The organism is Ligilactobacillus sp. RTP31139st1_D10_RTP31139_211217, assembly GCF_040226755.1.
Classification (GTDB): Bacteria; Bacillota; Bacilli; order Lactobacillales; family Lactobacillaceae; genus Ligilactobacillus; species Ligilactobacillus animalis.
In genome coordinates this window covers 995-14817 of the sequence record NZ_JBCOAR010000016.1, presented here as the reverse complement: position 1 = coordinate 14817, position 13823 = coordinate 995, and the positions used below count along the sequence as shown (strand labels likewise).

At 42.8% G+C, this 13823-nt stretch carries 5 protein-coding genes; 1 reads left to right on the top strand and 4 read right to left on the bottom strand.

Annotated features, from left to right (window positions below):
- The 3 genes from ABT996_RS08880 to ABT996_RS08870 form a co-directional block, all read right to left on the bottom strand.
- The coding region (locus ABT996_RS08880; protein ID WP_349924666.1) for a Rib/alpha-like domain-containing protein at window positions 1–4395 on the bottom strand (4395 nt) is incomplete at its 3' end.
- 601 nt (window positions 4396–4996) lie between these two features.
- Window positions 4997–9520, bottom strand: coding sequence for a Rib/alpha-like domain-containing protein (locus tag ABT996_RS08875; RefSeq protein WP_052006341.1), 4524 nt, complete (start codon window positions 9518–9520; stop codon window positions 4997–4999).
- Complete coding sequence (locus ABT996_RS08870) at window positions 9489–9845, bottom strand: YSIRK-type signal peptide-containing protein (protein ID WP_052006340.1); 357 nt, start codon at window positions 9843–9845, stop codon at window positions 9489–9491. The genes ABT996_RS08875 and ABT996_RS08870 overlap by 32 nt, the downstream gene beginning before the upstream one ends.
- 323 nt (window positions 9846–10168) lie before the next feature.
- Between ABT996_RS08870 and ABT996_RS08865 the strand changes: the two genes are divergently transcribed.
- A complete protein-coding gene (locus ABT996_RS08865) occupies window positions 10169–11038 on the top strand; it encodes a YitT family protein (protein ID WP_035447659.1) in 870 nt (289 codons plus the stop codon).
- A 51-nt stretch (window positions 11039–11089) separates the two neighbouring features.
- Here the strand turns inward: ABT996_RS08865 and ABT996_RS08860 are convergent.
- Window positions 11090–13823 (bottom strand): mucin-binding protein (locus ABT996_RS08860; protein WP_349924665.1); only part of this gene is annotated, 2734 nt, incomplete at its 5' end.

The window sequence follows — 13823 nt, the reverse complement described above, 5'->3', positions numbered from 1 at the left end:
ATCACCTGGTGTCGTTGTATCGACTGGAGTCTTCCATTCGAATTTTGTACCTGGTGGAAGTTCTGGTACATTACCGATACCGTCTTCGGCTGCTGGGGTACTACCTACTGGCGTTGTGATGTCTTTACCAGTTAGGTCATACTTATCAGCATCCGTTGCTGCAACTTTGTATTGAGCTACGAAAGTTCCACCTGTAGTAAAGGTATCTGGCAAGACTGGATCCCAACCATCTTGAACGTAACCTTCTGCTGGTTCGATCGTTGGAACGGTGACTTCACTTGCTGGCGTGCCTTCACGAACATCAAAGATGTAGCTTGCACCATCAGCAAATTTACCGTTTGCACCAGCATCAAAGGTCACTCTGACATAATCCGCTGGCGTTGGAGCATCCGGATCATTTGTCCGATCGATGATCTTGTCTAGCACAGTTACCTTAACTGTACCGTTATCGGTCGAACCATCTGGATAGGTCACTGTCACAGGGATATCAAAGACACCTGGCGTATTGCCATCTGGTAGCTTGCTTGGATCATCTACCGTTACTTTTGGTTGTTCGCCATCCGTTGGGAAATCAGGAACGATAACCGCCCCGATCACATCAGCTTCAGTCGTTGCTTCACCCGCTGGTTTTTCGATCGAATTGTAGATTGGGTCATACTTGTCAGCATCACTTGCTGCCGTCCGGTATTGAGCCACAAAAGTCCCACCTGTGGTAAAGGTTTTTGGTAAGACTGGACTCCAAGCCTCAGCACCGTCTTTTTGAACGAACCCTTCGTTAGCAATGACTGTTGGGATCTGAACTTCACCGATGCTTGTGCCTTCTTTGACATCAAAGATGTAGCTTACGCCGTCAGCAAATTTACCATCAGTGCCTGCATCAAAGGTTACTCTGACATAACCTTCTGGGGTCGGCGCATTTGGATCATTTGTCCGATCGATGACCTTATCCATTACGATAACTTTGACCGTTGTGGTTGAGGTCGTGCCATCTGGGAAGGTCACCGTTACAGGGATATCAAATTCACCAGCTTCGGTACCATTTGGCAATTTAGATGGATCGTCCACGGTGATCGTTGGCTGTGGCGTTTGATCTGCTGGGTAACCTGTGATCACGGCACCGATCACTTCATCAGCTGTCGTTGGATCACCAAAGGCCTTGTTGATGGTACCACCTTCAACAACATATTGAACATTGTCTTTGATCTTGTATTGGGCCACATAATTAGCTGCATCTGTAACAGTCTCGGCTAATTCTGGACTCCAGCCAGTATGCAAGTGATCAGCTTCTGGCGTTACAGTCGGCACTGGCACTTCTGTCATTGCCGTTCCAACTTTAACATCAAACATCGTCTTAGCATCAGCGACAAAAGTCCCGTTTGCACCTTGATCAAAGGTCACACGAACATAGCCTTCTGGGGTCGGTTGGGTCGGATCAGTGATCGGGATCACGTTACCTACTACGACTTTGACGCTTGTCTTGTTGGTTGTGCCATCTGGATACGTTACCGTTACTGGAACATCATAGACACCAGCTGTATTGCCATCTGGGAGGCTAGCCAGATCGTCTACTGTGATCGTTGCTCCGGCTGGAGTTGCGATCGGCTCAGTCTTACCGGCTTCAGTGAAGGTCACTTTACCGATCACTTCATCAGCCGTGGTTGGACTGCCAAGTTCCTTATCCAATTGTCCACCAGTTGCATCATAATCATCAGCGATCGGCGCCTTGATCGTTACTTTAACAGTCACTTCATCAGTTGAACCATCCGGATAGGTCACAACTACCGGGATATCAAAGTCACCAGGAGTTTGTCCATCTGGCAAGATCGTACCTTCTTTGATCGCCATTGTTGGTTGTTCATTTAGCGTATCTGGATAGTTGGTCGTTACCTTGCCCAAGATCTCTTCTGGTGTTGGCGTTTGGCCAAAGTCTTTGGTCAATTCGCCACCAGTTGCTTCAAAGGTCGTAGCTGCATCATTTGCTACATTAACAGTGACATAAACAAAGTCCTTAGAACCATCTGGATAGGTCACTTGAACTGGTGTGACATAGGTACCTTTACCTGTCAAAGCAGTACCTTTAACCGTAACTGCACCGGTAGCTTCATCGATCGTAACATCTGCCGGATCGAGCACCTTGGCATTGGCTGGCACAGTAGCTTTAATGTCATCTGGGATATCCGCATCAGCTGCTGGTGTAAATTTCGTACCCGTTGGCGCTGTTGTAGCTTGACCTGTCGCATCAGTAAACGTTGGTGTCACTGGTGCCGTATCTTGACCGATCGTACCAGCTACTTCTTTATATACTGGAACATAAGAATCGGCCACAGGTACGCTTGCGATAAAGGAATCTAAGGCTAAAGCATTGTCTAAGCTCTTAGTATTTTCACCTTGTTCAAAGATCGCGACCGTAAAGTTGGTATCACCTTTGATATCATCAGGTACCGTAAAGATATCTGGCTTGTAGGTCCCATCTGTACTAGAAGTGATCGTTTGAGCTGAACCATAAACAACACCATCTTTGAACCATTGGACTTGATATTCACGAGATGGGAATAAACCACCTACGACTGACTCAACTTTGTCACCTGCAAATCCATGATCATCTCCGGTATTATAATCTAAAATGTCGATCATTGGTTGTGGAGTCAATAAAGCAAAGTTGACCGAACCGTAGTTTTGCGTCGTCCCCACTGAGGTCAAGTAACTACTTGCATCTTGGAACATGTTATTCGTAAAGGCATCATTCCAAATGTTGTAGTTATCGATCAATGGCATAACATATATATACTTCGCATTGATGTGACGCAATGGCCCGAGAGAAGTTCCGTTCCACAACGTAATATTGCTATTATTGACATCGGCATCAGAAACCAAGGTATGCCACTTATCTTCACCAACTGCAAGACCTTTTGTCGTTGCACTAGCACCATACAGACCTCTAAATGGAATATAGTATCTACCATTAGCGTCAGCAGTTCCGACAACAGATTCGGCAATATGCGAACCTACCCCATGTTCTTCTTGGTATTTGGCAATGATCTCAGCTTGCGCAGCTTTCATATCATCAAGTGAGTAGCCTTTGTAGGAAGTAGCCCAGTTATCGATCAAAATGGTCACTTCATCATTCAAGTATGAGGCAACAACTTTAGTCCCAGTTGCTTTGACGTCATTACTGTCATTGATCCATTGGTTAGCTAAAGTACCAGCTGCATCACCATTTTCATACCAGACCCAACCGGTAACTGCCCCAGATAAACCACGATCTGGCCAACTACCATCAGCATTTGGTGGAGTTTCCCACTGATCTTCTGGTTTAACGAGCCAATCTTCTAAGCCCATCTTTTCTTGGAAGATGACCATTGAGTTAACGATCCGGTTGATCCCAGCGGTGAAGTCCCAGGATTCATTCTTACGGTTAGTCCGGGTATGGAACCCATAGATCTTATCTCCAGCTTGGATGATACTGTATTTTTTAGGATCTGGATTTTGGACCCATGTTCTGATCGAAAATTTTGCATCACCTGCAAGTACGAACTTAGCTTTTTCTAGCCCATTTGGATCAGAAAGATCGATCGCAAAGGTCCCATCAGCATTAGTCGTGGTGTAATAGATCTTAGATACATAACCATTACCATTTACCCACTGCAAATAAACCTTAACGCCCGCCATTGGGGTCGAATCTTTCCCCATACCATCCAAACCATCACGGCTCGTATCCAGCCAAGCTTTACCAGAATAGGTTTGTTTAGCAGTTGGGTCACCAGGGCTATAGATCGCATTTTTTTCTAACTCTTCTTGCAGTGTATCAGAAACACTTGGACCATCAGCTTGTGCGCTTGGTTGTGCCTCTTCACCAGTCGTGGTTGCTGCACGGAATATTGGTGCTTCCTCAGCTGCTGGTTGTGCCTCAGTTTCTGGTTGCACTTCAGGTTGTGGCGTCTCAGCTGTGGTCGTTTCACTTGGTTGTGTTTCTGTTTCAGCCGGCGCTTCTGTTGTTTGGGTCGTATCGGTCACTTCTGGTGTTGTTTCAGGAGTATCCGCTACTTCTGGTGTTTCAGGTACAATTGTGCTATCATTAGTCATAGTAGTGTCTTCTGAAGTTGGCGCTTCAGTCGTCTCATTACTATCTGTCATTGGAGTTTCAGCTTGAGATGTTTCATTGGTAGTGGCATCCTCAACTGGAGCTCCATTTTCATTATTTGCCTCTCCGGTAGCTGCTAAGGTATCACCTGGATCTTCGGCCGCTGTTTCGACCATTTCAGTTCCAGGCTCAGTGTTTGTCTGATCGGCCAAAACGCTATTAGTTCGATGAACTGCAAATGTCGTCCCGATCAAAACAGAAGCTACCCCAACACTAAACTTTTTGATCGTAAATCGTTGATGTTTTGGTTCCATCTTTTGAGATTGTTGCTTCTTAATTGTTTTTTGAGAGCATATCAAAACCTCCATCTCTATTTGACCATTTACAAGAATATTAAATCCTTGCAAACATTTACATTCCGTAACACAATATTAACTTTTTATATAAAAAACTCAAATTATATTACTCGTATATTTAAAATCTTAAACTTTAAAACTCTTTAAAATCAAGGTTTTATCATAGAAGCCAAATAATAACATTACGTTTTTTATAATTTTAAAATTAGATAACAATAAAAAAATATTGAATAATAAGTTCTTTCACACTTTAAAAAGTTAAATTTACTAATATTAACAATAAATAAAGTAATTTGCCCCTAATAAAACAATATGTTATAATCTCGTCGTTAGTGTTATTTACAGTAGCTGCTTTAGCTACGTCTTCGATTGGTTGTGCTTGGGTTTGCGCATTTTCCACAGAAGTTCTTGAACACTATCCTCTACGGTAGTCAGATCGACGAGTATTTGCGGTACTCAGTCTATTCTTGACTGCTTTTTTTGTACACAAAAAGGCCTCCACCCAATTTTGATTTGGGTGGAGGCCTCAAACTATTCATTTAGATAAATAATTACCTAATTAGTTTTTGCGTTTCTTCTTGTCAGCTACGGCACCTAGACCAAAGAGTCCGGCTAAAGCTGTCATGAGTACACCGGCAACTGAAGCAGCTTGGGTATCTGCATCACCTGTTTGTGGTAACTCTTGTTGTTGCTTGTTTTTAGCTGGTTTAGAAACATTCGTTGGTTTTGGTTGAGCTACGGTTTCTTCCTTAGCTCCGGCAACATCTTGTTTATCGCCGTTTGAAGCCTTAGCTTTAACTACAACTTCAACTTCAACGATATCAAATGATCCGTCTGGGTAAGTTACCTTGACTAAACCATTGACTGTCCCTGGGTTCGCAGTATTTGGTGCTACGATCCATTCGACCGTTGTGCCTTCTGGAAGTTCATCTAAGTTAGTGATCGTATCTTTAGCATCTGGCACTTGACCTTCAACGACCTCAATTGGTTTAGTTGTTGGTTCGTACTTGTCTGCATCTTTGCGATCATCAACTACATTGACAACGACCTTGATCTCTTCACGTGAGCCATCTGGGTAGATCACTACGATCGTACCTTCTTTTTCACCTGGTGTTGTTGTATCGATCGGTTCTTTCCATGTAAAGTCTGTGCCTTTTGGTAGATCATCTACATTTGCGATACCGTCCTTAGCTTCTGGCGTCTTGCCCAACTCTACATCGACTGGCTTGCCTTGTGGTTCATTCTTTTCTGCGTCTGCGCGACCATCTGTTACCACGATCTTAACTGGTACTTCATCCTTAGATCCATCTGGGTAGGTCACTACTACCGTCGCATCTTTTGTACCTTCTGTCGTTGTATCGACTGGATTTTTGAATGCCGTTGTTGTCCCTGCTGGTAGATCACCCAAATTGCCGATCGAATCATTTGGATTTGGTGTTTCGTTTAATTCAACCTTTTGTTCTTTAGCTTCTGGGGTGTACTTATCAGCATCAGTTGGATTTTCCGTTACAGCAACTTTAACTGTCACTTCTTCACTTGAACCATCTGGATATGTTACTACGACTGTACCTTCTTTTTCGCCAACTGTTGTTGTATCCACTGGGGTCTTCCATTCGTACTTCGTACCTTCTGGCAATTTATCCACATTAGCGATACCAGACTTAGCTTCTGGCTTGCCGCCTACTGGTGTTGTGATGTCTTGACCTTCTAGTGTGTTCTTATCTGCGTCAGATTCTTTTACGGTTACTTTCACTGTAACTTCATCTGTTGATCCATCTGGATATGTTACCGTTACTGGTACATCATATTCACCTGGTGTCTTACCATCTGGCAACTTGCTTGGATCAGCTACCGTTACTTTTGGTTGTTCCCCCTCTGTTGGGTAGTCTGGCACTGTTACCTTAGAAGTTACATCGTCTGCTGTTGTTGGTTCACCATATGGTTTTTCAACTGGTTCTACTTGTGGTTCGTACTTATCCGCGTCAGTAGCAGCTTTTTCGTATTGTGCTACATATGTGCCAGCTGCTGTGAATGTATCTGTTGGCAAGGCTGGGCTCCAGGCATCTGCACCTGATTTTTGTACGAAACCTTCATTTGCTGTAACTGCTGGTACTGTTACTTCACTTACTAGTGTGCCTTCACGTACATCAAAGACGGTCTTAGCACCTTCTCCAAACTTACCATTTTCACCTGCTTCAAAGGTTACACGCACATAACCTTCTGGCGTTGGTTGGCTTGGGTCATCTGTACGATCGATAACTTTACCTAAAACTGTTACCTTAACTACACCTTCATCTGTAGTTCCGTTTGGATATGTTACCGTCGCTGGTACTTCATAATCACCTGGTTCATCGCCATTTGGTAATGTTGTTCCTTCTTTTGGTTTGATCGTTGTTCCTTCTGGAGCTTTTGTATCATTACCATCTTTATCCTTGAAGGTAACTGCGCCTGCAATGTCATCTTCTGTTGTTGCTTCACCAGCTGGTTTGGTGATCGTACCAAATTCTGCTGTATAAGCTACAGTATCTTTTTCTTTGTATTGAGCGGTAAATGTTCCAGCAGCTGTGATCGTTTCTGGAACTTCTGGGCTCCATGCTGTAAAGATATAGTCTTCTGCTGGAGTCACTTCTGGAGCAACTTTTGCTAATTCTGAGCCAGCCGTGCCTTCCTTAACGTCAAAGACTGTCTTGGCATCGGCAGCAAATTCACCGTGATCGCCCTTTTCAAAGGTTACGCGTACATAACCTGCTGGTGTTGGCTTGCTTGGATCATCAACTGGGATCACATTACCAACAACAACTGTTACAGTCGTTTCATCTGTTGTGCCATCTGGATATGTTACCGTTACTGGCACTTCGTAAACGCCTGGTGTATTACCATTTGGCAGAGTTGTACCTTCTGGCGCTGTTGCATCGTTACCTTCACTGTCTTTGAAAGTTACCGCATTCTTGATGTCATCTTCTGTTGTAGGTTGACCAAGTTCTTTATCGATCTGACTACCATTTGCCTCAAAGAGTTCAGTTGCTGATTTAGCTACATTGACCGTTACATAAGTGTAGTCTTTTAAGCCATCTGGGTAAGTCACTTGAACTGGTGTGACATATGTGCCTTTACCTGTCAAAGCAGAACCCTTAACTGTAACTACACCTGTCTTTTCATCAACTGTTACATCAGCTGGATCGAGCACTTTAGCATCGGCTGGTACAGTAGCTTTGATATCAGCTGGAATATCAGCATCCTTAGCTGTTGCAAAAGTTGTGCCTTCTGGCGCCGTTGTATCTTTACCTGCTGCATCAGTAAATGTTGGTGTTACAGGTTCAGTGTCTTTACCGATCGTACCTTCAACTTCTTTGTAAGCTGGTTCATATGAGTCAGCTACTGGCACGTTAGCGATAAAGGAATCTAAAGCTTGTGCATTATCTAAACTCTTGGTATTTTCACCTTGCTCAAAAATCGCAACAGTAAAGTTTGTTTGACCTGTGATATCATCTGGTACATTAAAGTCAGCCACTGTAGCTTCACCATTTACGGTTGATGTGATCGTTGTAGGATCGCCAATAGCCTTACCATCACGGAACCATTGGATCTGATATTCACGATTAGGCAGTAACCCACCAACTACTGTCGTTGCTACATCACCCTTGAATGCGATCTTATCTGTTGTATCGTAGTTAGTTACATCGATCATTGGTTGTGGTGCCAACAAAGCAAAGTTGACCGAATTAATGTTGTAAGAAGACGTAACATTTGTTAAGAAATTAGCTGGATCTTGGAACATATTTGTTGCAAAGGCATTCGTCCAAACGTTGTAATTATCGATCAATGGTGCAATATACATATAATCCTGATTGATATGACGTACGATTTGGCCTGCAGTACCGTTCCATTGCATCAAATTATTGTTCCGAACATCTTCATCACTAACTAAAGTATGCCATTGATCTTCTGAGATTTTACCCCCCTTGTCTGTTGCAGTCTTACCGTACAATCCTCTAAATGGCATGTAGTAGTAACCATTAGAATCCACAGTCGCAACTACTGTTTCAGAAATATGTGAACCTTTACCGTGTTCTGCTTCATAAGCAGTAATGATTTCAGCTTGGGCAGCCTTCATATCTTCAACTGAATAACCCTTATGTTCCTTTTTCCAGTTATCCAACAAGATCGTTACATCACCATTCAAATAGGATCCAACTACTCTAGTCCCCGTAGCTTTGACATCATTACTGTCATTGATCCATTGGTTAGCCAATGTTCCAGCCGCATCACCGTTATCGAACCACACATAACCACTAGCTTTACCAAAAGCACCACGATCTAGCCAGATACCATCTACATTAGGCGATTTTTCCCATTCAGCTTCTGGTTTGACCAACCAATCTTCTAATAACATCTTTTCTTGTAAGATAACTTGCGAGTTAACGATCTTATTAACACCCGCTGTAAAGTCCCAAGATTCGTTCTTACGGTTCAAGCGTGTATGGAACCCATAGACTTGATTGCCTTGTTTAATGACACTATATTTATCTGGGTCTGGATTCTTGATCCATGTTCTGACCGCAAAACCTCCATCACTGGCAATCACAAATTTGTGCTCAGTACCATCACTGCTCACTTCTGGTTTAGATAGATCAATTGCAAAAGTCCCATCATCATTAGTCGTCGTATAGTAAACTTTAGATACGTATCCCTTACCGTTTACCCATTGCAAATAAACATTTACTCCAGCGATCGGTTTGTCATTGTTTGCGTTAAAGCCATCAATAACTGAACCTTTTTCCTTGACCCATGCCTTACCAGAATAAGTTTGTTTAGCGGTTGGATCCCCAGGACTATAGATCGCATTTTTTTCCAACTCATTTTGGAGTTGATCTGATACATCTTGATCAGCTGGATTCGTAGCTGTCTCATCAGCAGCCGGTGTTGCATCAGCTGTTGTTGTAGCTACACGTCTGAAGCCAGAAGTTACGGGAGCTTCTTCTGTAGCTGTGTTAGTCTCATTTACAGGAGTTGCTTCTTCCTTGGCTACTTCTTCTGCTTGTGTGTTTTGATCATTTGTTGCTTGTACTTGGGGTTTGCGCACTTTGATCAGTTGCTTCTTCTACGGTAGGAGTTGCTTCTGAAACATCAGTATTTGCGGTACCTGCTTCAGTATCTGCTGTACCAGTTGCAGTTAAAGCTACCTCTTTGTCATCAGTTTGGTCAGCAGCTTTGTCTTCCACCACTTCAGCTGTTGCTTCTTGAGTAGCTGTTTCATCAGCTGAAACACTACCTGCGCCTGAATAAAGCGCAAATGTCGTCCCAACTAAGACTGAAGCCACACCAACTGTGAATTTTTTGATCGCAAAGCGTTGTTGCTTTGGCTCCATCTTTTGGGCTTGTAATTTTTTATTGTTTTTTGAAAGCATTCCACCAAAACCTCCATTTTGTTTGAACTTTCCTTAAATAAACAAGATAAATTAATTATCTTATCACTATAATATTAATTTTTACTTAATAATAAAACAACTATTAATTTTTGTTTAAGTCTCGCTTTATACCAATTTTGAGCTTTTATACAGTAAGTTTTCGCAACATAAATTTATTTAAATTTAATAAAATTAAATAACAAAAAACTACACGTAATTTATATATAATATAATTTTGTAACTTTTCAGTTTAAGCACTATATGTAATAGGTGTATACTTCTATATAATATAATTCAACCAGCTAAACGAAGGGGGCTAGATCATGTTCAAATTTTTTTCATTTTTCAGTCAAAAACAGCAGATCCGAAATAGTTTTTTCGCACTTCTTTATGGATTTCTTTCGGCGATCGCAATCAATCTGTTTCTCAATAACGCTCAATCCTATTCCGTCGGAGTGACCGGGATCGCGCAGTTACTCCAAGCTGTTCTGGCAACGTTTGGGATCGACCTTTCAATGAGTATCTTGCTGATCTTCTTTAATGTGCCCCTCCTTCTCTTTGCTTGGCGTGCATTTGGGATCAAATATATCGTGTACTCACTACTGGCTGTGGGGTCAAATATCGTCTTTTTACGTCTCATCCCGGAAGCCGTGATCGTTAAGGACCAATTGACTAATACTTTGGTTGGCTCAGCGTTGGTCGGTTTGGGGATCGGACTTTGCTTTAATAGCGGCTTTTCGACTGGTGGAACGGATATTATCGTCAATTACATCCAACTGCACTACCATAAGAAAGTCGGTTCCCTAAACAATCTCTTAAATAGTGGAACATTGATCATTACCGCTCTCTTCTTTGACTTAGGGCGAACTGTTTACAGCCTCTTAGGTATGTTGATCACCAGCTATTTGATGGATTCCGTTTTCGTCTTGCAAAAAGATGTCAACATTTTGGTCTTCACCAAAAATTCCGCCCCGATCGCAGATGCACTAAAGAAATTCGTTCACGGTGCAACTTTAGTTAAGGGAACTGGGATCTACACGGGCGAAAATACTGACATCATCATCATTGTTGCCCAAAAAGGCCAGCTCAACTATTTAAAACAGCTCGTTCAAGCGATCGATCCTAACGCATTTCTCAGCACACAAGCAACCGATGCTGAACTGGGAAATTATCGGCGTGTTTTTGAAAACTGAAAACATAAAAAAAGTAGTATGGCACTTTTATCCATACTACTTTTTGTTAGTTTAATTTTTTCGTTTTTTAGCTGTTGCCGACATGAACAATGATGCACATGCCATTGCCGCTAGTAAAGCACCTAAACCCTTGAGCCTTACAGTTTCATCACCTAAGTTCGGTAATTCAGTGCCTGCAGCTGCATTGCTTTTTGTTGCTTTATCTGCTGAGCTATTTGCCATATTAGGCACCTTAGCACCTGAGCCGTTATTCTTCATCTTAGATGGAGAATTTTGACCTGGCCCAATCTCTGGCTTCATCCCCAGATCACTCTGATCCGTATCATCAGAATCTGAGTCAGCGCCTGCTTCAGGAGTACCTGATGGCGTTTCATCATTCTCTGGTGTGTCCGGTGTTGTTTCACCTGCATCTGGAGTATCTGGGGTTACTTCACCATCCCCCGGTGTGTCTGGCATTGTTTCGCCTGCATCTAGAGTATCCAGGATTGCTTCACCATTCCCCGGTACGTCCGGCGTTGTCTCTCCTGCATCTGGGATATCTGGTGTTGCTTCACCATTGCCTGGCACATCCGGTGTTGTTTCACCCGCATCTGGGGCGTCTGGTGTTGTTTCGCCGTTACCTGGTACATCTGGGGTTACTTCGCCATTGCCTGGTGCATCTGGCGTTGTCTCTCCTGCATCTGGGGCGTCTGGTGTTATTTCGCCGTTACCTGGTACATCTGGGGTTACTTCGCCATTGCCTGGGGCGTCTGGCGTTGTCTCTCTTGCATCACCGTCACGTTCATAGGTCACAGTCACTTCAATATTAGCCATGTCTGATGTAACATCAAGACGATCTACTGTCTGCGAAGGTTTATACCCTGCAATATCTGGTAATACCATTTCAGGAAACTCACTATTCTCCGTCGCCGGTAACCAGTTACCGTATGATGTTTTACCTGATATTTGGTTTGTCACCTTATCACGAACAAAAGTTACTGTTTGGATCTCTTCATGCTTTGAGCCATTTGGCAAAATGATCGTCACTTTACGCTTTACTTCTTTTGTTTCAGTATCATTAGCATGCGCAACATAAGTGATCTCACTTTCTAGATCTGCTGAATCGACTGTCACTTTTTGACCTGCGATCACCGATCTAAAGGTCGCATAACCTTCACGTTGTGGGATCTCAAAATCTTCAAACATCAATTCTGTCTGTTCCCAATCACCGTGACCCACAACTTTACCATTAGCATCTAAGTAAACATCACGAGTAAATGTTACTTTTTGCGTATATTGTTGCTTTCCACGGGGCAATACACCATCGATCACTTGAATATTAAAGATGCGAAAAACATCTTTTTCTTCCTTACTTTGTTGATAATAATCAACGACCACTGTGGTACTTTCAGAATCAGCTGTCACTTCTAAAGCTTCAATATGCTTGACCGAAGCAACATAACCACTAAATCCGGGAACTTGATAAGCTTCAAACATTGCTTGTGGGATATCCCAAGCACCATACGTCATTTCACCCGTCGCCAAGTTTTTATAGACCTCACGTTTGAAAGTCACACTTTGGATATGCTCACGTGTCATTCCATTTGGCAGATTTAAAATGATCTTACGGTCAACAACTTTTTCTTCGATTTCAGTTGTAACGATCGATTTATAATTCACATTAGCCGTGGTATCTTGCATTTCAGGATCTACTGCCATTGCAGAAATGATTTTTTCTTCTGGTTCATAGCCGTATACTTCAGGCACTTCATATTCTGCGAAATGTTTTTGGTCCTCATTCCAAGCACCATATGTGATCTCACCCGTTGCTAAATTCACGATATTTGTGCGTGTAAACACTACTCGTTGTGTAATCTCGTCGACCTTTTTACCATCACGATAAATGTTGATCACTCGTTTGACAGTCCGTGTTTCTTGAACTTCTTTTGTAGCTGCAGTATAGTTGATCGTTACTTCAGTATCTTTAGTGTTAGGGTCAACTTTCACAGCCTCCAATTGTGGGATGTTTGCGACATAATTTTCAAAACTTGGTGCAACAAAAGCTTCCCAGCTATCATTATCAGTGCTCCAGTCACTAAATGTTTCCTCGCCGGTCGCTAAGTTCTTAGTTACCTCACGTTTGAAAAGTACGCTCTGCGTGATCTCATCTACTTTTTTACCATCTTTAACAAGTGAGATAACACGCTTAGCTGTATAATACTCAGTTCTAGTTGTAGTTTTAGCGTTGTAGTAAATATCTACGGTCCAGTTGCCAGCTGTTTCTGGCGTTACCTTCATTGCTTCGACCACTGATTGGCTTGGTTCGTAGTTTTCCACTTGCTCCACTTGATATTCTGGCAATGTGCCTTCTTCTATGTCCCAAGCACCGTATTCTTTTTCACCCGTTGCCAAGTTCGTCTTTATTTCGCGCTTGAACATCACTTGTTGTGTTACTTCTTTTACCGTGCCATCCGGGAGGTGCAACAAGATCTGGCGCAACGCTACTTTTTCTTCTACTTCGGTTGCTGTCTTAGCGTTGTAGTGAATATCTACAGTCCAGTTGCCAGCTGTTTCTGGCGTTACCACCATTGCTTCGACTACTGATTGACTTGGTTCATAGTTTTCTACTTGATCTACTTGATATTCTGGCAATGTGCCTTCTTCTATATCCCAAGCACCGTATTCTTTTTCACCTGTGGCCAAGTTCGTCTTCACTTCGCGCTTGAATGTCACTTGTTGTGTTACTTCTTTTACCGTGCCATCCGGGAGGTGCAACAAGATCTGGCGCAACGCTACTTTTTCTTCT